The organism is Nostoc sp., assembly GCF_036917455.1.
Lineage (GTDB): Bacteria > Cyanobacteriota > Cyanobacteriia > Cyanobacteriales > Nostocaceae > Nostoc.
In genome coordinates this window covers 66,806-87,867 of record NZ_JBALDK010000201.1, presented here as the reverse complement: position 1 = coordinate 87,867, position 21,062 = coordinate 66,806, and the positions used below count along the sequence as shown (strand labels likewise).

At 41.6% G+C, this 21,062-nt stretch carries 16 protein-coding genes, 18 tRNA genes and 2 pseudogenes; 7 read left to right on the top strand and 29 right to left on the bottom strand.

Annotated elements, in window-relative coordinates:
* Positions 1 to 24 precede the first annotated feature (24 nt).
* From V7K42_RS21720 to V7K42_RS21635, 18 genes are all read right to left on the bottom strand, one after another.
* Positions 25 to 95, bottom strand: a tRNA-Lys gene (locus V7K42_RS21720).
* A gap of 263 nt (positions 96 to 358) precedes the next feature.
* Positions 359 to 431 (bottom strand) — tRNA-Pro (locus tag V7K42_RS21715).
* Positions 432 to 509, bottom strand: a tRNA-Leu gene (locus tag V7K42_RS21710).
* 6 nt (positions 510 to 515) lie between these two features.
* Positions 516 to 592 (bottom strand) — tRNA-Leu (locus tag V7K42_RS21705).
* Positions 593 to 598: 6 nt separating this feature from the next.
* Positions 599 to 674 (bottom strand) — tRNA-Gln (locus tag V7K42_RS21700).
* Between the two features lie 3 nt (positions 675 to 677).
* Positions 678 to 750, bottom strand: a tRNA-Gln gene (locus tag V7K42_RS21695).
* 5 nt (positions 751 to 755) lie between these two features.
* Positions 756 to 830 (bottom strand) — tRNA-Asn (locus V7K42_RS21690).
* A 6-nt stretch (positions 831 to 836) separates the two neighbouring features.
* Positions 837 to 910, bottom strand: a tRNA-Phe gene (locus tag V7K42_RS21685).
* 7 nt (positions 911 to 917) lie between these two features.
* Positions 918 to 992: transfer RNA gene (locus V7K42_RS21680), tRNA-Arg, on the bottom strand.
* Positions 993 to 996: 4 nt separating this feature from the next.
* A tRNA-Ser gene (locus tag V7K42_RS21675) sits at positions 997 to 1,085 on the bottom strand.
* Between the two features lie 4 nt (positions 1,086 to 1,089).
* Positions 1,090 to 1,172: transfer RNA gene (locus V7K42_RS21670), tRNA-Tyr, on the bottom strand.
* Between the two features lie 8 nt (positions 1,173 to 1,180).
* A tRNA-Glu gene (locus V7K42_RS21665) sits at positions 1,181 to 1,251 on the bottom strand.
* 173 nt (positions 1,252 to 1,424) lie between these two features.
* Positions 1,425 to 1,496: transfer RNA gene (locus V7K42_RS21660), tRNA-Trp, on the bottom strand.
* A 3-nt stretch (positions 1,497 to 1,499) separates the two neighbouring features.
* Positions 1,500 to 1,574 (bottom strand) — tRNA-Ile (locus tag V7K42_RS21655).
* A gap of 10 nt (positions 1,575 to 1,584) precedes the next feature.
* A tRNA-Cys gene (locus tag V7K42_RS21650) sits at positions 1,585 to 1,658 on the bottom strand.
* Positions 1,659 to 1,661: 3 nt separating this feature from the next.
* Positions 1,662 to 1,738: transfer RNA gene (locus V7K42_RS21645), tRNA-Glu, on the bottom strand.
* A gap of 4 nt (positions 1,739 to 1,742) precedes the next feature.
* Positions 1,743 to 1,816: transfer RNA gene (locus V7K42_RS21640), tRNA-Asp, on the bottom strand.
* 118 nt (positions 1,817 to 1,934) lie between these two features.
* A complete protein-coding gene (locus tag V7K42_RS21635; RefSeq protein WP_334919384.1) occupies positions 1,935 to 2,129 on the bottom strand; it encodes a hypothetical protein in 195 nt (64 codons plus the stop codon).
* A gap of 196 nt (positions 2,130 to 2,325) precedes the next feature.
* Here V7K42_RS21635 and V7K42_RS21630 point away from each other — a divergent pair, with 196 nt between their 5' ends.
* Entirely contained in the window at positions 2,326 to 3,171 is an 846-nt protein-coding gene (locus V7K42_RS21630) for a polysaccharide deacetylase family protein (RefSeq protein ID WP_334919383.1), read from the top strand.
* Between the two features lie 31 nt (positions 3,172 to 3,202).
* Here the strand turns inward: V7K42_RS21630 and V7K42_RS21625 are convergent, their stop codons facing one another.
* Both V7K42_RS21625 and V7K42_RS21620 read right to left on the bottom strand, forming a co-directional pair.
* Complete coding sequence (locus tag V7K42_RS21625) at positions 3,203 to 3,592, bottom strand: alr0857 family protein (protein ID WP_334919382.1); 390 nt, start codon at positions 3,590 to 3,592, stop codon at positions 3,203 to 3,205.
* Between the two features lie 16 nt (positions 3,593 to 3,608).
* Complete coding sequence (locus tag V7K42_RS21620) at positions 3,609 to 4,115, bottom strand: HNH endonuclease (protein ID WP_334919412.1); 507 nt, start codon at positions 4,113 to 4,115, stop codon at positions 3,609 to 3,611.
* 436 nt (positions 4,116 to 4,551) lie between these two features.
* Here V7K42_RS21620 and V7K42_RS21610 point away from each other — a divergent pair, with 436 nt between their 5' ends.
* From V7K42_RS21610 to V7K42_RS21600, 3 genes are all read left to right on the top strand, one after another.
* Complete coding sequence (locus V7K42_RS21610) at positions 4,552 to 4,887, top strand: hypothetical protein (RefSeq protein ID WP_012409307.1); 336 nt, start codon at positions 4,552 to 4,554, stop codon at positions 4,885 to 4,887.
* Positions 4,888 to 5,872: 985 nt separating this feature from the next.
* On the top strand, positions 5,873 to 7,894 hold the full coding sequence (locus V7K42_RS21605; protein WP_334919380.1) for a sensor histidine kinase: 2,022 nt from the start codon (positions 5,873 to 5,875) through the stop codon (positions 7,892 to 7,894).
* An 8-nt stretch (positions 7,895 to 7,902) separates the two neighbouring features.
* A complete protein-coding gene (locus tag V7K42_RS21600; protein ID WP_334919379.1) occupies positions 7,903 to 8,517 on the top strand; it encodes an SRPBCC family protein in 615 nt (204 codons plus the stop codon).
* Positions 8,518 to 8,595: 78 nt separating this feature from the next.
* On the opposite strand, the gene V7K42_RS21595 is transcribed toward V7K42_RS21600, so the two are convergent.
* Positions 8,596 to 8,668: transfer RNA gene (locus tag V7K42_RS21595), tRNA-Glu, on the bottom strand.
* Positions 8,669 to 8,996: 328 nt separating this feature from the next.
* Here V7K42_RS21595 and V7K42_RS21590 point away from each other — a divergent pair.
* Positions 8,997 to 10,916, top strand: a complete 1,920-nt coding sequence (locus V7K42_RS21590; RefSeq protein ID WP_334919378.1) for a cation:proton antiporter — start codon at positions 8,997 to 8,999, stop codon at positions 10,914 to 10,916.
* A 63-nt stretch (positions 10,917 to 10,979) separates the two neighbouring features.
* Here the strand turns inward: V7K42_RS21590 and V7K42_RS21585 are convergent, their stop codons facing one another.
* Together V7K42_RS21585 and V7K42_RS21580 are read right to left on the bottom strand one after the other, a co-directional pair.
* Positions 10,980 to 11,639, bottom strand: a complete 660-nt coding sequence (locus tag V7K42_RS21585) for a cytochrome b N-terminal domain-containing protein (RefSeq protein ID WP_334919377.1) — start codon at positions 11,637 to 11,639, stop codon at positions 10,980 to 10,982.
* Between the two features lie 429 nt (positions 11,640 to 12,068).
* Positions 12,069 to 12,764 carry an esterase/lipase family protein gene (locus tag V7K42_RS21580; protein ID WP_334919411.1) on the bottom strand — a complete coding sequence of 232 codons (696 nt, stop codon included), beginning with the start codon at positions 12,762 to 12,764 and terminating at the stop codon, positions 12,069 to 12,071.
* Between the two features lie 630 nt (positions 12,765 to 13,394).
* On the opposite strand from V7K42_RS21580, the gene V7K42_RS21575 reads away from it, so the two are divergent.
* Entirely contained in the window at positions 13,395 to 14,897 is a 1,503-nt protein-coding gene (locus tag V7K42_RS21575; RefSeq protein WP_334919376.1) for a hypothetical protein, read from the top strand.
* A gap of 426 nt (positions 14,898 to 15,323) precedes the next feature.
* Here V7K42_RS21575 and petJ read toward each other — a convergent pair whose 3' ends face one another.
* The 6 genes and pseudogenes from petJ to V7K42_RS21545 form a co-directional block, all read right to left on the bottom strand.
* The gene (gene petJ / locus V7K42_RS21570; RefSeq protein ID WP_094329800.1) at positions 15,324 to 15,668 is read right to left on the bottom strand and encodes a cytochrome c6 PetJ; all 345 of its coding nucleotides are present in this window, start codon (positions 15,666 to 15,668) and stop codon (positions 15,324 to 15,326) included.
* Positions 15,669 to 15,912: 244 nt separating this feature from the next.
* Positions 15,913 to 16,332, bottom strand: coding sequence for a plastocyanin (gene petE / locus V7K42_RS21565; RefSeq protein WP_334919375.1), 420 nt, complete (start codon positions 16,330 to 16,332; stop codon positions 15,913 to 15,915).
* A 213-nt stretch (positions 16,333 to 16,545) separates the two neighbouring features.
* Positions 16,546 to 17,037 carry a photosystem II cytochrome c-550 gene (gene psbV / locus V7K42_RS21560; RefSeq protein WP_334919374.1) on the bottom strand — a complete coding sequence of 164 codons (492 nt, stop codon included), beginning with the start codon at positions 17,035 to 17,037 and terminating at the stop codon, positions 16,546 to 16,548.
* Between the two features lie 133 nt (positions 17,038 to 17,170).
* Positions 17,171 to 17,386 carry a hypothetical protein gene (locus V7K42_RS21555; RefSeq protein ID WP_094329803.1) on the bottom strand — a complete coding sequence of 72 codons (216 nt, stop codon included), beginning with the start codon at positions 17,384 to 17,386 and terminating at the stop codon, positions 17,171 to 17,173.
* 127 nt (positions 17,387 to 17,513) lie between these two features.
* Positions 17,514 to 17,993: pseudogene (locus V7K42_RS21550) on the bottom strand (carbohydrate ABC transporter permease); the annotation flags it as partial.
* Positions 17,938 to 18,075: pseudogene (locus tag V7K42_RS21545) on the bottom strand (sugar ABC transporter permease); the annotation flags it as partial. The pseudogenes V7K42_RS21545 and V7K42_RS21550, both read right to left, overlap by 56 nt.
* Positions 18,076 to 18,414: 339 nt before the next feature.
* Here V7K42_RS21545 and V7K42_RS21540 point away from each other — a divergent pair.
* Positions 18,415 to 20,778 carry an ATP-binding protein gene (locus tag V7K42_RS21540; protein ID WP_334919373.1) on the top strand — a complete coding sequence of 788 codons (2,364 nt, stop codon included), beginning with the start codon at positions 18,415 to 18,417 and terminating at the stop codon, positions 20,776 to 20,778.
* Positions 20,779 to 21,062 lie beyond the last annotated feature (284 nt).

Sequence of the window (21,062 nt, the reverse complement as noted above, 5' to 3'; positions counted from 1 at the left end):
ATTTATTAATTTTGAATTGCTCAGTGGGTGGTATAGGGGTCGAACCTATTTCTGCGAGTTAAAAGCTCGCTGCACAGCCGGTATGCCAACCACCCTAGTTGATTTAAATAAGAAATGAGCAAGTGCGATCGTGTGTTTTTTACATCGCAAGCCTTACACCAACACTAGATATAAATCCACCTGGGAGGTACTGCCCCTCCTATTTCTGTGTTATCAGCACAGTGCCTCGCTTTTCGGCTTCAGGTGGAAAAGAGGAAGATGGAGGAATCGAACCCCTACAGTTGCCTGTACCCCAAGGTTCAAGCTTGGTTGCGGACTCTGATTCCAGCACGTATGCCAGTTCCGTCACAGGGGCATATCGGGATGGCAGGATTTGAACCTGCGACTCCATGCTCCCAAAGCATGGCTTCTGGCCACTGAATTACATCCCGTGGTACTCCTGATGGGAATCGAACCCACAACTAAACAGATTTTAAGTCTGCCACCTCTTCCAATTGGGCTACAGGAGCAAGTTTTGGTACTCTTGGTGGGAATTGAACCCACAACATACCGTTTTTGAAACGGCAGCCTCTTCCAGTTGGGCTACAAGAGCAAAATTTGGCAGCCCCACCAGGACTCGAACCTGGAATCTTCGCCTTCAAAGGGCGCTATGTTGCCAATTACACCACAGGGCTTTATTGCCAGGGCAGGGTTTGAACCTGCAACCTCATCGTTCAGAGCGATGCGACTTACCAATTCGTCCACCCAGCAATGAATGGCTGCCTCAGTAGGACTCGAACCTACAACCGCGCGGTTAACAGCCGCTTGCTCTACCATTGAGCTATGAGGCAACAAAGCCCCCCAGGTCGGAATCGAACCAACGACCTCCTGTTCTTCAGACAGGCGCTACTACCAACTGAGCTACCGGGAGATAAGAACGAGAGCGGAGGGAATTGAACCCTCAATTCTTCAGTTTCGTAGACTGAGATGTTATCCAGTTACACCACACTCTCAAAACGGAGAGGACAGGATTTGAACCTGCGACGGGTTATACTACCCGTTTCCTCTTAGCAGGAGGACGCTTTTAGCCACTCAGCCACCTCTCCATAGTGGGTCGAGCAGGATTTGAACCTGCGTGCAAAAAAGAACAGTTTTACAGACTGTCGCCTTCAGCCAGACTCGGCCACCGACCCATAAATCATTCCCTCGACGAGAATTGAACTCGCATCTGTGCTTTGAAAGAACACTGACTTAACCATTCGTCCACGAGGGCATAATACCAATTCAAAATTCAAAATTCAAAATTCAAAATTAAGAAAGTCAGTCATAATAAGGGTTTGGCTGTGTGTATCTGTGCATTCTTTTTTCAAATTGGTATAATTTGCAGAATTTTAGATTTTGGATTAGATTTTTTAATCTAAAATTTAAAATCCAAAATTGTCTGACACAGGGACTAGGATTTGAACCTAGAACATCGGATTTGGAGTCACGAGGTGTTGCCGTTACACCATCCCTGCATTTGGTGGCAGTGGCGGGACTTGAACCCGCGTATACCAGGTTATGAGCCAGGGGCTTTACCATTAAGCTACACTGCGATCGCACCAGAGGTCAGGGCGGGATTTGAACCCGCGCTAATTAGTTTTGCAGACCAACGCCTTCAACCACTTGGCTACCTGACCATTTGGGAGTCCCGACGAGATTCGCACTCGCAATCTTCAGTTTGAGAAACTGACGGCTTAAACTATTCGCCTACAGGACTGCAACCAGGGTGACGGGACTTGAACCCGCAACATTTCCGCAGACAACGGAACGCTCTAGCCAGTTGAGCTACACCCCGATTTTTTTGAATCTGTGCCTAAAATTTTAGGTTTTTAGGCACAGAATTTTGGTGAATTTGCCCATTTCTTATTCAGTTTTCAAGGTTCAGAAAGTTTACTTTTTACTGTTAGAAACTGTTAGGAAAACAACCGAAACTCTAGGTAGCAAGCCTGTTGTGTATTACGGATGTATTCTGTGGTTTTGCTAAGTGCAAACTTAAAACTTTTTTGGTTGATTGCCTCTACTTCAGATGGTTTACAAGTAGAAGCGGCTTTCTTAATGGGAGACTCTGGTTGATTCCAGCGTCTCTGTTTGAGTTGTATGTAGAACATGACTTTGACCCTTGCGAAGCTTTGTCTTTTGCTTCACTACAAATATACTACAAAATACTACAAGAGGTGTCAAGGGGTTTGAGAAAGTTTTTTTGAAATTGTCTAAAAAAGCTTCTGCACTTAGACTTGAACTTGCTCACACCTCTTAAAAGTCAAACTACAGCTTATGATTGGGTGAGTTTTTTAAAAGCCTGACGTGACAGACAACTACCTCAAGCGACAAAAGATAATTAGTATTGTCGCGATCGCCTCTACGATTACAGCTTGTAGTATTGCCCCTAGTACTTCCCCACAATTGGGGCTAAACCAGCCAATCAGCAAAAGCCATGCTGCACAAGTTCAAAATCCAGCAAAGGGACAAGTTAATGAACTACCGCCATCAACTAAAGTAGAAAACCTTACATTTACAGTTCCAGCGAAATTTCAAGGAAAAACAGTTTATAAGGTTCAACTGAGCAGCAACGAAAAGGTTATTGCTCTAGGCATTGATGATGGGCCTTGGCCAAAAACAACCCTAGAAATGCTGGATATTCTCAAGCAAAATGATGTTAAAGTGACATTCTTTTGGGTAGGACAAGCCTTACAAGCAAATCCCGACCTAGCTAAACGAGTGGTTGCTGAAGGACACGCTATCGGCAACCATACTTGGCATCATTGGTATCGGCGAATGGATGAAGCCACAGCTAAGAGTGAAATCGATCGCACATCTGACCTGATATACAAAACTACAGGGGTGAAAACTTCTCTGTTTCGTCCTCCTGGAGGCTTTTTAAATAACGGACTAGCCGCTTATGCTAAAAGCCAAAAAGATGCTGTCATTATGTGGTCGCTAACTTCAGCCGATACCGATCCTCACGCCAAACCGCAAGCATTTGTAAATAATGTCTTGAAAGGCGCAAAACCTGGTTCTATTGTTTTGATGCACGACGGTGGTGGCGATCGCCACAGAACTGTAGAAGCTTTGCCACAAATCATTAGTGGACTCAAACAGCAAGGCTACCGATTTGTGACAATTCCCGAATTGCTGCAAATGGCGCAATAAAGGGTGAGAATTTCTCACCCGACTATTTCGTTTATTCGGTCATGACAGAAGCACAAGCTTGAGCTTCTTGCCAAAGTTTGTGCAAAAAGAACTCAGCGCGATCGCTCATCGTGGTGAAAAACACCCCTACAGCATCCTTAGAACTATCTGATAGCCAAGAACCTTGCAGAGTGACTTCTAGATATTGGGTATCGCAGGCACAGAGGGCAATGATTTCTCTGTCACCTCTTTTTACCTCAACCTCAAGCACTTCTACTCCTGGTAAATCAACAGGAAGTAAAAAGGAAGCGGTACTGGGTTCAATGCACAAACTTTGCCCAACTCGCAGGGCCAAAATCACTCGCTGCGCTACCCATTCTTCTAGCGACAGAGTGACACGTTCCAAATCAAAACTGCTTTCAGTGTAAGTTAATTTCAGCATTCCTTATGCTCTCCTGCTATTCCAGGCTTCCTTGCATATCTATCCAAAACTGTTCGGCAAAAGAAATCGCGGGGTGAATTGGCGCTTTTGGTTTGGTACGTAATTGCATACCAGATTCAAACAGGGTGCGATCGCCTTTACAGGAGTTACATCTCTCACAAGCTGTGACTACGTTATCCCAAGTGTGAGAACCGCCTTTAGAGCGCGGCATCACATGATCTAGCGTTAGATGTTTGCCGCTACCGCAATATTGGCAACTGTAACGATCTCGCCGCAACACTTCCTTTCGATTCACTGGCGGAACTTTCCACATCCGCTCATTAGAAGCGATCGTTAAGCGAATATGTTTTGGTACATCAATTACCAAGTTGGGTGAGTGAACTTGCCATCCGCCTTCTGTGGTCAAACCTAACGGTTGAGCTTTGTTGGTTACTAACAGCACAATTGCCCGCTTGATATTAATCCGACATAGTGGCAAGTAATTTTGAGAAAACACCACCACAGATTGCTCTAACACTTGCATTGCGTTCGCGCCGCGCAGAGAAGATATCGTCACAGCTTCACTCCTTATAAAAAAACCCCCGCTTCCTGTTTTGGTGAAGCGGGGGTTAGAATTGACCGGAAAACTTTCTGGTCTCATATTGGTACAGTATTCCTTTGCCTGTACCCCCCGCTTTCTTCATCTAGTTGTGGTTTCGCAATCAACCCACTTATGCTGAGATGTCTAGAATCATAATTACCCTCTGTGATTTGCCCAGGATCTCGGCTACCATCGCCCATAAATAAATACTCCACTTCCATAGCAGCTGATTCCCAACTGATTCGGCAATTGGTAGCGCACAAAATTGAAGTAGAGATCGGGCAAATGGGTTTCACAGAAAATTTCACCTATTGAAGATTCCTTTAAACATACTACACTTGTATTACTATCCTGTCTATACTTTAAGGAGAAATCAGTGATGCATACGATCGCCCGCACCCCAACCACCGATATGGAAGTTACCAGCATCCGCTTAGAGCGCGAACTCAAAGATAAGCTCAAAGAAATAGCTGGGAATCAGGGATATCAAGCTCTGATTCGAGATATCCTGTGGAATTATGTCCAGCAAAAATCAGGTGAATGGAAGCCTCGATTTTCGCGAGCGGACATTCGAGCCAGCATAGCTGCCACAGCTCAACAGGAAGAACGCTGTGTACTCACAGGTCAACTAATTCAACCCCAAGAACCGATGTTGTTAGGACTAACGAGGAATGGCGATATGGTTCCTCTGAGTGTCGAGAGTTTGGCTGGATAGTCTTAATATTCAGCTAATGCAGCCTAGTTATTTTATTTAGGACTTACGCACAAGAGTTCCCCCAACCCCCTTAAAAAGTTGGCTCTTTCAGATCCCTGCTTTTTAAGGGAAGTCAATTGCTTCACTTGAATATCTCTGAGTGGAGCAATTGTCGTTTGTTAGGGAGAGTGGGCGACGCAAACGAGGTTTCAAGTTTTCAGTGCGTAAGTCTTATTACTGAATAATTGGGCTGCATTCAGAATTAAGCTTTATTTTCTCCAATGAGTAGAACTTTTTGTTAAAATTTGTAGCTTATATAGCAAGGGACTGGGGACTGGGGACTGGGGACTGGGTGAAAAGTCTTCTTGTGTCTAAGTTTCATCATCTGTTGATATCCTAATCACCAAGGCTTGTGCTATAAAAGGAAATTTGGTTTTACTACGAATTTTAGATTTTTTAGTTCATGCCCCAAACCTCGTCCTGTAATTAAGGCAGTATTCTCTTTCAATCCAAAATCAAAAATTGGTTTGATGCTCCGGCTTAGTTATATTTGATTGAGAGCAACACAGATCAAAGGATGGCTGGCTAAAGGATTAAAATAAAAACAAAATTTTACAAAGACCTTAAAATATATTCAGTGTTATTACGGGTATAACTGGGGAATTACCCTGAGATTCCAGAGAAATTACGGTTTATGTATACTTACAGACAGGATATTCTGAGTCGAAGTTAGTTAATTATCTAAATTTAAAGAAGATAAAGCAGCCAAAAATAATCAGGCTAAGTCATTTTAGAGTATCCTAAGTATCTCATTACCCATGTAGCAATTTGCTTTATATAGCAGCAACTTGGGCATCTGCCAAAGAAAAGGGCTATAACAGGTGAGAGAAAGTATTCATATAAAATTTGTCAATTATCAAGGTGTAGCAACACAACTAACGGTGAAGAATATGCCAAGGGGTTGGGTGCAAAAACAATGGGTTTATTATCCAAGGGCGTGCCAAGAATGAAAAAGCCTTTATGGTCGCCGAAACAGTACGTAGATGACATAGATCGACTACAAACTTACCAAGTCAAGCTGATGCAGCATCAGGAAGAAACTGCCCGCCAGTTGGTACAAAAGATTAATCAAGTCATTGCCAATACCTCCGCTACGGCATTGATGTTGCAAGATATTGCCCAATTGCTAGGATCTGCTTTTCAGGTAGATTGTTGCTGTTTGGTTTCAGCAACGGGTGATACATCCGATGAAGTGACTACTATTAATTGGTGTGCTGATGAGTATCTAGGGTTGCCACATCCAGAAGAGATGTTTTCGATGGAACAGTTGCTTATGCACTCGCCAGTGCTGCAATGTGCTGCTGAACCATTGACTATTGAAGACATTTCGATCGTTCAGAATAGTCTGGTAATTGGCTGTCAGTATTTACCGCTACCCATAAAAGCGGTTTTGGCAATTCCCACCAGGTTTGGTGAAAATAATAATGGGGTGATTAATCTGATTAAATTCCAACCCTATGATTGGAGTGAATCAGAAAAACAACTACTCAAAGAGGTAGAGTCTGCTTGTGCGATCGCTTTTTCTCAAGTGGCACAAGCTAAACTAATTACTCATCAACAACAGTATCTGCAAAAAGGCGATCAGTATCAGAGCTTGATTAAGCAATTAACATTACTGAATCGTAGCAACTTGGAGCTTAATCAAATGCTCCAGTTAGTCATCGCCTCTACTGCCGAATCTCTACAGGCAGATCGGGGTTTACTGATACTACTAAAATATACAGACCCACTGTTTAGGACTCAAGCTAAAAAACAAATTCCCCAAGCGAAGGCTAGAGTGAACAGTGAATGGGCTAAGGCAACACAAATTTCCCGCACTACTAAAACAGATATCTTAGAAGATCAGTCTTTCTTGGTTTCGGAGTGTGGTTTATGCCAGCGTGCCTTTATGGATACTGGGAAACCAGTCATTTTCGATAACTATACAGAGCAAAATGATACCTCCTCAGCAGTTCCATTATTTGCAATAGAACAATTGCCTGCGGTCTTATTAGTGCCATTAGAAAGTCAAGGTAAAATTTTAGGATTCTTGGTGCTACAGCAAGCCACCACTCGCAGTTGGCAAGCAGCAGAATTAAATCTTGTGGAAATGGTTTGCGCTCAAATAAGTAACGCCATAATTCAGTCACAGACATTGCGCCAAGTGCAAACCTTGGTAGATGAACGGACGGCGAAACTTCAGAGTAGTCTGGAACTCCAGGCAAAGTTGCATGAAAGAACCCGGCAATATGTTGAGCAACTGCGGAAACTCAATGAACTCAAAGATGAATTTTTGAGCAACATGAGCGATCGCTTGCGTTATCCTTTGACAAACATGCTAATGTCCATTCGGAACTTACGTTTGCCAGGAATCGCACCAGAGCGTCAAATTAGATACATGGATATCCTAGAGCAGGAATGCACAAAGGAAATCAACTTGATTAATGACTTGTTGACACTCCAGAAATTAGAGTCGCCTCACGAAGCTCCACAATTAGAATCTATAGATTTAAATACTAGAATCCAGGCCATAGCAGCATCTTTTGAGAAAAAACTCACAGAGAAGGGATTAAAGATTTCTGTAGATTTACCAGAGAAATCGCTAAAACTGCAAACTGAACTAGAGAGTTTTGATCGTATCCTGCAAGAATTGTTAACTAATGCCTGTAAATATTCACAAAATAATACCACCGTCAATTTGGAGGCTGTTCACCAACTCGATCAACAAATCGATCGAGTTATCATAAAAGTGACGAATACAGGACATGCCATCTCCGAAGAAGAGGCAACTTATATCTTTGACAAATTCCGTCGCGGAAAAGGGCGTTGGACTCCTGGGACTGGCTTGGGACTTGCTCTAGTCAAGTCTTTAGTGCAGCATTTGAATGGAGCGATCGCAGTTGAGAGTCTCCCAATATCAGATTCTGAACAAAGCGAAATTTGCTTTACCCTGACTCTGCCCCAATTTTCTGACGAAAGCAAACTATAATTCTGAACGTGATTAAAGAACAGAACGCAACAGAGAACCCTGATTTCAAGTCTGCTAACGATGACACCAACCTCGAAGGGGATTTAACTGCTGATGCTGATATAGTCGCTTTGGCAGCTAAGGTTGAAGTTCAAATTCAGAAAATAGCAGAGCGACAGCGACAAATCAGCGCCAAAGTTCAAATCCCCCAACCAGTGGAACAAATCTGGAAGGTTCTGACAGATTATGAAGCCTTGCCTGATTTTCTACCCAACCTCGCTAAAAGTCGTCTAATAGAGCATCCCAAGGGTGGAATTAGACTGGAGCAAGTAGGCTCCCAACGCTTACTTAATTTCAACTTTTCGGCGCGGGTGGTTCTGGATTTGGAAGAATGCTTTCCCAAAGAAATTAATTTTCGTATGGTAGAAGGAGATTTTAAAGGCTTTTCTGGTAGCTGGTGTTTAGAGCCTTATTCCCTTGGTGAGTATGTAGGAACAAATCTTTGCTACACAATTCAAGTTTGGCCGAAACTCACTATGCCAGTAGGAATCATTGAAAACCGCCTGAGTAAAGACTTACGATTAAATCTTGTGGCTATTCACCAACGTGTAGAAGAGTTAGCTAGCAAAGAACCGTATGTATAATTAAACGGTCATTCAGTATTATCTCTGAATGACCGTTTTCATTTATCAACTCGTAGAAAGATAATTCTACTTTTTTAGTACCCCCAGGGGAATTCGAATCCCCGTTACCTCCGTGAAAGGGAGGTGTCCTAGGCCTCTAGACGATGGGGGCATTGGACTTATGACCTTTTATAAGTTAACTAATTTTCCGGCTGTTGTCAACAGCTTTTGCGAAAAAAAGTTTGTGGCAGCTAAACTGGGTGGAGGTAAAAGCTTGAAGAGGATACAAAGAGATGAAAACACAAAAAGAATTTCGTAGATACTCCTGTGGGAAACCACAGGGGAGGTCAGCCTCTGGCGCTGGAAATTTAGAGAGAAGTTCAGATAGAAAAAACGGTACATTCTGTCAGGGACAAAGGGTATGATGTTGTACCCTGTAGAGTTAAATCTCTACGATTTTTTACCAAAGATTTTGAAATAAATCGCTCAAAATCTACAACATGGAAGCATCTTTTGAAATTACCTTACAGATGGCGATCGCAGTTTTTGCAGGCATTAGCGCTCAAGTGCTGGCTGCATACTTTCGCATACCCAGCATCGTCTTGTTATTGCTGTTAGGCATATTGTTCGGTTCTGATGGCATAGGGCTGTTGCATCCCCATGCGCTAGGCACTGGATTGGAAGTTATTGTCGCCCTAGCAACTGCAATAATTTTGTTTGAAGGCGGACTTAATTTGGATCTGCGAGAGTTAGGCAGAGTTTCAGTCAGCTTACAATTGCTCGTCACTCAAGGAACGCTGATTACACTGCTTGGTGGGAGTATGGCTGCCCATTGGCTGGGTGAATTTCCTTGGAATATAGCTTTTCTCTATGCTTCCATCATTGTGGTGACAGGCCCAACCGTCGTTGGCCCTTTGCTGAAACAAATCAATGTAGATCGGCAAGTAGCAACACTTTTGGAAGGCGAAGGGGTTTTAATTGACCCTGTAGGAGCGATTCTTGCCTTCGTTGTCCTCGATACCATTTTAAACGGCGATGCTGACCCGATCAATGCGATCGTCGGTTTACTTATACGCCTGGTTGTTGGTGCGGCAATTGGTGGTGCTGGCGGTTATCTGATGAGCTTGATTTTCAAACGCGCCAGTTTTCTCTCATTCGAGCTAAAAAACTTAGTGGTGTTGGCGATACTTTGGGGTTTGTTTGCCTTATCGCAAATGATCCGCAGTGAATCGGGAGTCATGACGACAGTTGTTGCAGGAGCAGTCTTTGCTAACTCCTCAGTCCCAGAAGAACGTTTGTTACGGAGCTTCAAGGGTCAGCTAACAATTCTCAGCGTCTCGGTGCTATTTATCTTATTAGCTGCCGATTTATCTATTGCCAGTGTGTTTGCTTTGGGTTGGGGTAGTTTATTCACTGTTTTGGTATTAATGTTTGTTGTTCGCCCAATTAATATCCTCTTGTGTACCTGGAACAGCGATCTAAATTGGCGACAGAAACTATTTTTAAGCTGGGTTGCTCCTAGAGGAATTGTTGCCGCTTCTGTAGCTTCTTTTTTTGCGATTTCGCTAACCCAACGTGGTATTAACGGCGGTGATTCCATCAAAGCTCTAGTCTTCCTGACAATTATCATGACTGTTGTCTGCCAAGGTTTAACAGCTGGCTGGGTTGCCAAATGGCTGCAAATCACTTCCAAGGATGTAACTGGGGCAGTGATTGTAGGTTGTAATCCGTTGAGTCTTTTGATTGCCCGGTTCTTTCAAGAACGGGGAGAAAATGTGGTCATGATTGATACTGACCCCGAATGTCTTGTTCAAGCTGAGGCGCAAAATCTGCGGGTGATTGCCAGCAGTGGACTAGATGCTGCTGTTTTGGAAGAGGCGGGACTTGCTTCGATGGGGACTTTTTTGGCGATGACAAGTAATGGCGAGGTGAATTTTGTTTTGGCTCAAAGAGCAGCTGAGGAATTTAAGCCACCGCGGGTTTTAGCTGTTTTCCCCCGCGATCCGCAAGCGAGTATTTCGGTTAGTAGTAAAGTTAATCAAGCTTTTATCCCAGACTTAGCGATTAAGACTTGGAATGAATATTTGAATGATGGGCGAGTCAAGCTGGGCACAACTACGCTAAATGAGTTGGAATTTTCCACTCAATACGATCGCATCCAAGAAAAAATTCGGGCTGGGGTGTTGATACCGCTACTGGTAGAACGAGAAGAACGCTTACAGGTAATGCCAGTTAACCAAGATTGGGAAATTGGCGATCGCATTATTTACCTATTGCATGACCCCAGACCTAGCCTTTTAAAACGCTTATCTGGTGCTACCCAATCCACTCCCCTGTCTCTAGAAAAGTTACCAGAGGTTGAAGACCTATCCCTAGTCCAATTGTCTCAACTTTCCGCTACTGAAGCTTCTGGGGGATGAGGCAGGGGGAAGAAGAATTCAGAAGTCAGAATGGGCTAAACCTTAGCTATCCGCTAACAGCACTCAGCTTTGGGTAGGAACAAATTCGCCTTCTGATGGTTGTGGCAAATTATCAATTTCTGGTCTTGGTCCTTCTTGATACATTTCCCATTCCTGCCACAGTAAAGCAGCTAAATGAACTATGGCAAGAGTTAGGGTCGCCACCAAGATCAGATAACTGTGTATTGTATAAAGGTGTTCGACAGTAACTGTATTAATTGCTCCACCCCCAGTTAGGATGTCGCGCAGCTGTCCACCAATAAAAGGAATGGCTTCGATGGTTCCTAATTCAATGTTAAAACGCCAGTATCCTTCCTGAGTCCAATCTAAGATCATCGCTGTCCAGTCCAGCCCGATCGCACTTAATGTCAACAAAATCCCACTAACCCAAGCAGTTAGCCAACTCTTGCGGAATCGGCGACCTAAAAACATCACTACAATTTGAATCAAAGCGATCGCAATTACTGCGTTACCAGCAACTTCATGCGCTCTCCAAAACAACCAGCCGTATGGCACTTGTGTATTAATCATCTTTAAGGAGTTATAAGCACCCCCTGCTGTCGGTTCATAGTAAAAAGACAGCAAAACTCCTGTAGAGACATAAATTAAGCACAAAGCAAGTATCACGACTGATAATATCGTCGCTATTCGTCGCATAATCTTATCGAACTGGGTGCTTTGCATGGCTCACCCCTCCTGTTCTTAACTAAGTATTTATTCTTTTCCCATTTTAACTAAGAAATATTAATAGATGTTGCAGTTCTTAAAGAAAAATAAATTTTTATAATATTTTCGAGCGGGTAAGTACAACCATTAGCCTTGCAACTGTTTTGATTAAATCTTTCGTAAGTTCTCTGGTGTATTTAGAAAGTAAAAAAGAAGTTTTGTTGTCTGCCAATCTTTGATTTGTTCTATGTATTATTATGCATCAAGTTAAATATTTTGAATCTCACATAATGTTAGAAGACTTATGTGTACACCGGAGCCTTTTTAAAGGTGCGCTCTAGGTTTGAGGTTTTCAGTCCGTAAGTCCTGTGGTCTAAAGACGACTTTAACTCTTAGCGCTAGTAATTCATTGCTAAACAATTGTTGAAAATAACGCAATCTATTAGATTAAATCAAATATTTCACCCAAGCTTTTAAGGGTTCTGGTGAGCCATACCAAATTCCAGGACTTCTAGGAGAATGTCTCACACCTTCAATTACCAGATTTTCTGCGCCTTCCAAATGAGCAGCTTCAATTGGTGTGATTCCATCTCCCCAAGTATTGCCTTTACCACAGGTTAATTGGTAACTACTGTAAGCTAACCAGCTACCACGCCGCCTTTGTCCAAAGATAGTTTTGCCAGCCACACAAATGTAACGAACGTTTTTGTAAAAAGCTCCTGGGTAGTTATTAGTGACAAAATCTAGATTGGAGCGTGTCCAGCGTTCTTGGCTAATATGGGGTGTGCCCAAGGTGATGAGAGTAGCAACTAAAGGATGCGCTTTCCAGAGGGAAGGTTTAGCGTTACTGCTTACCCAATATGGCTTTTCTCCCATGTAGATGCGGGATATCCAACCTCCGGCAGAGTGACCAATTAAGTTAACTTGAGTAGCATTATATTGCTGCAATGTATGCTTGATTGTCAGGTCGAGTTTTTGTAAAATTGGTGTTACTGGTCTTCCGCCAATAGTGGGTAGCCAGTCGCGCCGTCGCAGTGGGACTGTAACTGTAGGAAAATCTAACTGTTGTAAGGATTGTTCTAGTTGGCGGTAAGCGATCGCGCTTTCTAGATATCCCGGTACAATAACTGTCGGTAACGGCATTTCATTTAAATGTTGGATGGTTAGCTGCAATGATTCAGGGTTTGAAACTTTTTGACGAAGAAGTAGTCAGAATTTAAAAGCTAGAATTGCGATCGCACAACTGAACTCCCGATCAGAAAAGCCTAAATGGCTTTGGTGGGGTTTAAAACTGAAATGTCAATAAAATTGTACAATTTGCAACAATTTTGAGGCTGCTAGTATGGTAGTATTTTCACATAGGGACTAGTTTAGACAAGCAAATGTGCCATCTGTTACACAAGCCTAGTTGAATAGAAAAGCGGAGAAAAACAAGGCAACTTCAGCAGATGTTTTGATGTACTCAGACTTGTACCTTGACTTCAACTTTAATAAAGATCCCAGATATTAATTTTAATTGTGTGCGTCACAAAATAAAAAACCAAAAGTAGTAATTTTTCAAATATCTCTTTAGCAATCTCAAATTTAAAGATCCGATCCAGTCTCATTAAACAACTACAAACCTGAATAAATGGCAATTTTGGCGTTTTGATTGCCATGAAAGGAAAATATTATTTCCTTAGAGGGACGCGTATATTGCGATATTTTGCAATATAGTTCGGAAAGAGAAAATCGCTAGTCAACTGCAACTGAGCCGAGTGAACGATAACAGCTATGTCTTACGTCTCCGTGTTTAAAAATATACCAGAAGTTTTAAGCCAGCCAATTGGGATAGCGGCTATAGCTTCTCTTGGCATCCACGGTGCGATCGCCATGATTGTGCCATTGATGCCTATGGATTCTAGCAAACCCAAAGATACAGCATCATCCAAAACCGTTGGACTTTTGGAATTGAGCCAAGCTGATCAAAGCCGTTTGCCACAAAGCACCCCCCAAATTGGTTTACAACAACTTCCTCCAATAGCGCCACTTTCTGCATCTAACTTTAACCCCCAAACCACATTGCCTCCATTGGCAGCACCGCCATCTAGCAGTCAGCTAGTACTGCCTCCGCTACCCCAATCATCGAATAACTATCGAGTCTCCTCCGTGCCTACAAGGCAGACTTTGCGGATGATTCCTAGTGATAATTTGCGATTTGATAGCTCTAAATTTGACAATTCTAAATTCAATACCACCCCCAAATTTTCTCCATCAGTTCCTCGTGTAAATGTCAGTGATAACAAATACCAGGTATCTAAGTCGTTGGATGTAAATAGATTGCCATTGCCAGTATTGCAGTCGCAGCAAATACCTAATGATATTCTGCAAAATGCTCAATCTCCGAACCTCTCTGACACTAACCCCATTACAACAGCACAGGTAAATACCACTCCACAAACGATCCAGTCGGGTAATAATGGGTCTAGAATTGCTCAAAACTCGCTAATAAGTTCTCTAAAACAAGCTCCAAGACCTGGGGATAGCTTAACCCTAATGAGGGGAAGCACATCACAACAACCCAATTTATCTCGAAAAGGAACTGATTTAGCAATTGCACAGCTAGATTCCTACGCAAACCTGAGAAAAGAAGTTCAGCAAGAATACCCCAACGTTGAACAAAAACCAGTCATTCGCCAAACATTACCTACAGATAAGCCGAATCTTGAAGGCGCTGTTTTGGGGGTATTAGTAGTGGATCGTGATGGTAAGGTCTTAGATATCAAGTTTCAAGACAAGCTAATTTCCCCTGAATTGCAATTAAAAGCAAGGGAATACTTCAATAAGCAATCCCCCAAGGGAGATAAACAGATTAGTTCCTACCCATTTAACCTAAGTTTCCAAAACAACACTGGGACTAGTCAACTATCTGCACCAGGAATCAATAATAAGCTTACCCCCTCACCAGCAGCCACTTCTAAACCATTTCCCGATCTGCTAATTAGAAGTAATCAGCCTACGCCTTCTTCAAAAGGTACTCTTCAACCATTAACTGCACCAGGAGTAAATGGCAATCAGCCTCAGTTCTCACCGACAGCTACTCCCAAACCATTATCTGAACTCCCAATCAGAAATAACCAGATCGCACCTTCATCAGCAGCTACAACTTCGGAACCCTTAATACTGCCAAAAGTCAATCAGATTGAGTCTACTCTCTCTGCCGAATCGGATCAAAAATTAGTAGAACAGTTGCGCCAAGTGAAGGAAAAGAGAGAAAAATCTAATCCAGAAAAATAATTACTTACTGGTGATTTTGGATTAAAAAAAGTTAACTTAACTTTACAAAGGCGGTTAGAAACCGCATCTACAAAAACAAAACCTACTCGGTAGGTTTCCAATCTTCAATTTTTCCTAAGTCCGCCTCCGCGGACTTAAGTTTTTAGCTGCGAATTCCATGCCTCTTGGCTCTAATATTTGCATCTATGAGTATTTCTGTGCCTCTGAGAGGTTGTTTGAAAAGTCTAATTTATTTACCGAGCGACTGGAAGTCACGGCTACACGAGACTTTACCCATTGAACTGGGTTAAAAGCCTTGCTTTTTCGTTAGTCCACCTCCGTGGACTAAGTTTAGTGTAGTAGCGAATTCTATTCGCCCAATACTTTTCAAACATCCTCTAAGAGTGATCTATATTCCATTTGGCTTGAGAACCGCGATGGCTAACTTTACCAGCCTTGTTCTGCATTCTGAAAAACGTAAGCAGCTACCTCCAGAATCTCTTCAGCACTTAACTTTTCTTTAAAGGCAGGCATGGCATTTTTACCATTTTGCACTTGGTGGATAATCGCCTCGATAGAGTCGCGATTATAATTTTCTAGGTACTTTGACAATGCTTCCTTTTTCAAGGTTTTCTGGCTAATAAGGATATTGCCGCCACCTATATGGCAAGAGGCGCAGTTAGCCTCGAAAATTTTAGCACCGTTGGATGTTTCGGCAGCTAGTGCTGGACTAATGAATGTCAATTTGAATAGAGCGATCGCTAACATTAAAATTAATAAAAGTATTCTCAAGAGAATTTCCTCGCAACAAGCCTCCAGGAAGAGTATAAACGCGATTAATCCCTGATTAAGTCAAATTTGATCAAAATTGGCGGTAACGAGTTCATCCCTCAATCGCTACAGGTTGTTTAGCGTCTTAGGGGTGGGGTAGGACTCGTTACCGCCATTTATGCATTATGTGCGTCACTCTAGGAGTGTAGCGTGTTGCTATGAGGTAATTTCACAGAGAAAGGATCTTGTTTCAATGAGAACGTTTCTAGCTTTGGACAGTGATTGTACCAACCATACCAGCACCACGGTGAGGTTCGCAGTAGAAGGTGTAGTCACCAGCAGGTGCGTCTGCGGGGAAAGTGGTTGTTTCCTTTTTACCAGCACTCATTAGCAACTGCTTATGAGACAGAGATTTTGCTAAAGCGGCATCTTTACCGGGGTTTTTGGCTGCATCAAACACAACGTTGTGGGGAGGAACTTTATTGTTCACCCATTCAATTGTGTCACCTGGTTTAATTGTCAACTTTTTCGGTTCAAATGCTAGCAGTCCTTTATCGCTACCCAATTTCACTTGGTAGGTTTCAGCAGAAGCGCTGGGAGTAAAAACTGCAAAGCTGCTAACAACTAAAAGGATTGTTAACACAGCTAAACTAAAGCGTCGCAAGCTTGCCGAAATAAATTTCATGGCTCTCTCCTAACAAACAATTTTTTTTTCCTTTCTCATTTTAAATAAAATCAACACCAAATATGACAATCTGTCATAGATACAATTTTTTTTTAAGATATGGAGAGCAATTTATTGCAAAAAGCTGTGGAATCAGTAATGTGAGGGACTGGGGACTGGGGACTGGGGACTGAATTCTTCCCAATCTCCAATCCCCAATCCTAATTCCGGGATTTAGTAATAGATTTTTCCGCCTCCCCACTTAGTGCCAACGATTTTGGGTTGGATGAGAATATGACCGGCGATCGCCTCCAAGTCATCATCTGTCAGATTTCGCATTGCTGTGAAAATATCTGCACTTTTGATACTGGGGTGAATTTCGGAAATCTCTTCTTCCCCGTCGTAAGTAGTGGGATTTTTCAGGTAATCCACCAAGCCTTCAATGTTATTACGGTTGGGTGTTGCCAGTGCCAGATCGTCTGGAGTCAGTCCCACGTTTTGGTTTGTCTTGGTAACTCCCCCAGCATGACATTGGGCGCAAGCGTAATTAAATAAGCGTTTGCCTTCTTTGACTTGTTTAAGGCTAAGTACGGTAACTTCACCTTCAGTATTTAATGGCACTGATCGGGTAGCTTTGTCTAGTTCCACTGCTGTCGCGCTACCGACAAGCAACTGAAAAGAGAGTAAAACAGTGACCACAACAACGCCAATTAGTCTTCTAAACATGTTTCCCCTTAAAAATTTTTACTCTCAACACAGCTAATAAAGCGATTCTCAATCTCCAAGCTGCTAATTACTAATGACTCATTGTTTTTTGTCATTAGCTATCAATGATTAGCTCAAGCCCAAGATCCACCCTTCAGGTGTCCTCGTCATCACCCAATAAGTCGCTAGTACCTTTTGGGTGTGTTTCAAACGATATTTGGGAAATAATTGCCTTTGCATCTTCTAACGCCAAACGGGTCTTTTGGTGTTTGTAGGCGATTCCCAGTTGGTTGCACAGAGAAAACACTTTTTCTACAGGTATGCTGTAGTCAGCTGCTATCTCTGCGATTGATAGGTCTGCAAAACCCATAATGCTTGTTAACTGATAGATAGAGATTGAGTCGCTGTAATACCAATATCACGTTAGGAGTGCAATTTGTTGCCCAAAATACTGTTTGGGGAATGGGGAATGGGGAATGGGGCATTGGGAATGGGGTTTAACCTTTTCCTGCGGTAAAAATGACGCTTTGAATAAAGTAACGATTAAAAAAGGGGTAAAAACCATAGAAGCTGCCATAATGTAGTTCCAATTGCTGATGTATTGACCTTTGAACGTGTTCAGCGCCAAAGGGAGGGTAAACATTTCTGGGTCAAATAGGATAACTATAGGCAGTAAAAAATTATTCCTACTTCCCATGAACACAAAAATAGTCTGTGCTGCTAGCACCGATTTTGCCAAAGGTAAGACAATAATATCGGAAAATTCCAAAGGTATTTAAGCCATCAAGTTGAGCGGCTTCTTCTAGTTCTTTAAGAAAATTAACAAAAAATTACCGCATCTTGAAGATGAAAGTGGCATTGACCATGCTAAGAACAATCATGCCTTGGTAAGAATTTAGCCAGGCGATCGCTTTCAAAATCAAAAATGTCGGATACTGCCAATAAGGTAGCGTTATTTGGCCCGCCAGTACCGCCAGAAAAGATGTAAGACTGGTCAAAAAGTTGAAAAGTCCCAATCACCCCCACTGTTACCACAAAGAAGGTTACAGGCTTAAGCAGTCCCCAAAACTAGTATGGTGGGCATCATGAACATATACCCAGCCAAGTCTTCTGTGATGTTCCACCTGGGGTTACTCCGTCGCCTGTTGATTTCAAACATTACTGAACTTCCGTTTAATCCTGCACTAACCCGGCTGTAGGGATGGGTTGTGTATGATGATTTATCGTACTGCTGTAAAAAGACATTTAACTTGATTAAATAAGTTTGAAAGCGTAGACCTAAAATGGTGATTTACGAGATATCGGTTGTATGAGTTAGCTACTTATGTAATTTAGGGAACTATATATTTAGCTTCCTTGGGGATGCTAGTTAAACCTATTCAAGCAAGAGGACACAAAATGTCATATACAGCGTACTTACGTTCGATTAAAAGTAAACTTCAGAGAACTGGTAAAACTCAAAAAAGCCTACGGGTTAAAACTATCATCGAACAGTTTGGCTATCAGCGTAGAAGTCAATCATTCATAGATGATTTTAATGCTGCTCTTGATGAATTGGGACTTTGTGCAAATCCTCCTTTGGATTTGTATATTCCCTTAGATACAAAGATAGCTATTTCTATTAAAGGTATAGCTCCAACTAATCAAGTAGCTGAATCTGAATCAATTTCAGTCAAACGACAAGAGACGATTTCAGTCAAACATGATTTTTTCTACTACTTGTTTGATTTTGGCTCCGAACAAGAATATGAACGATTCCAAGCATGTTTGGATTCCCACCAGCCAGTAGGGATTTTTTTGATTCCACAAGTAGAAGATTTCTTCTCTGATATTGTTGTCAAAATCTTTAATTATGAATTAATTAGAAAGCATCAGTATAGTGATTATAATACTATACCTAAAGCTGCCACTAGGAAAATTCCTACAAGTATTGTCTCAGAAGATAAAGATTGTCAAGACGATCAAGAAAATCCTATCTCTGATGCTAGTATTTTTCAGTTTTATCGCTCAACTATGACCAGTATTATACTTGGCAACACTGGTTTAGAGTTGCTTGATTCGGAAAAATTTGACCAGCAGTTTGAACAGATATCTCTATATGCCAATAAATATAATTCTGAACAGTTTTTTATTTTATTTCATTGCCCATCGGTATTAGAAATCCAAGCTCATCAGCAAGAAGATGCTTTAGGATACTTGGTAGATAGAGTTGCTAGTAAAATTCCTTTTACTTTTACTCTCAGGTGTAAATATCCAAATGAAGCCTCTATTGAACAGAAAGAGGAAGTATATGCTCATTTCCGTCTACTCTTGGAACTTCCACATTATGAAATTCAGGAAGATGATGTATCTTTAAGAGACTATTTTTTAGATTTACAAAAAGCTCAGATCCAGGCAGAATCACAGTTATTGCTGAAGATAAAACCAGAGCATTTTTACAGTTTAAAGTGGCAACAGGAAAGTAAAGAATATATCTATCTTAAGTATTTTGCTATTAAAACCTTAGAAAGTCTAGGATATAAATTGTCTAATATTGGCTGTGAAGTTGAGTTGACTTCCAGGGATGAGGAAACAACAGATGAAGATACATCAGAAGAGGATGAAGAGTACCAAAGCGAAATCATAGAAGTCTATGTAAAAAATCAGGTAGTGGTTGAGATAGAAACTCTAAAATATCAAGAGTTTCAGGATAATAATCTCTTTTTAGATCCCCTAAAAAGAGTTTTGAGAAAATCAAAAGTATGGCCAAATAAACTAGAAAGTCTTTGGCTGGTAATTCCCGGTTTTGAGATTGCACGCAACTATTACCAACTAAAAAAAGCTAAGGAAATATTAGAATATAAGTTGTCTGGATATTATGGCGATCGCTTCCAGGTTGTAATCATGGCTCCTGATTATGAAAAACACCAATTAGTCCCAGTATCATTTGATTCAATCGACTATCCATCTTTTGCGTATAGGGCTAAAAAACCTAGTTTAATACAAGCATATCCAGTTACTAACCGCGTCAAAGAATTTAAGCTTGACTTTAGCCAAGTAAAAGGTTTGAACGAAGAAAAAGAAAAACTGACTAGACTCCTGAAGCTTCAATCTAAGGGACACAAGGGTTCAATTGGGGGAATTCTTTTCTATGGATTACCGGGATGCGGTAAAACCCTACTAGCAAATGCCTTTGCTAATGAGTCTGGGAGATATTTCTTTAAATTCTCTCCTGCTGATATTGTCAGTGTTTGGATAGGTCAAAGTCAAAAAAATATTCGAGATATCTTTGCTCAAGCTAAGAAAAAAGCTCCTTCAGTTTTATTCATTGATGAGCTAGACAGTATCGGGTTTAATCGGAATGAAGACAACGCACATACAGACCAAAAAGCAACTATTAACCAATTACTTATAGAACTAAATAATCTTCAAAATAGTGATGTAATTGTCATTGCTGCTACTAATTATTTGAGTTGTATTGATAGTGCTTTAAAACGTTCTGGTAGATTTGATTGGAAGATTCCTGTTTTCCCTCCGGCTCAAATAGAAAGAATAGATTTATTCAAACACTATCTGTTAAAAATTGATATAAATCAGCTAGTTAACTTTGAAATCCTGGCAGAAAAAAGTGTGAGATTTACTTCATCAGATATTGAGTTGGTTTGTCGGGAAGTTAGAAATGCTATTCTTCTCGAAGAAATAAGTTCGGCTTTAACAACTTCAGATGTCATTACTTATATCAATAATCTGCAAGATGGCGGTTTAAGTCTTAACGAAGAATAAGTCAAGGAATTTATGGAAGAGTGTAAGAGAATGAGTGTAAAGAATCCTAAGTTAGAAACTCTGAAATTAGAATGGGCTTTGTATTAGCAATAGCTCAATAAAAATGGCGATCGCTACTTTTGGCAGTGTTGGAAAATAACTTTTGGAATATGCGATAGGTGAAATTATTTATACACCCAGTGGTGATGTACCACTCCATAGGGAGCAATGCTCTAACAGTGAGATGGGTAAGCAGGGGAGGCAGGGGAGGCAGGGGAGGCAGGGGAAGAGAAAGAAGTAAGTGT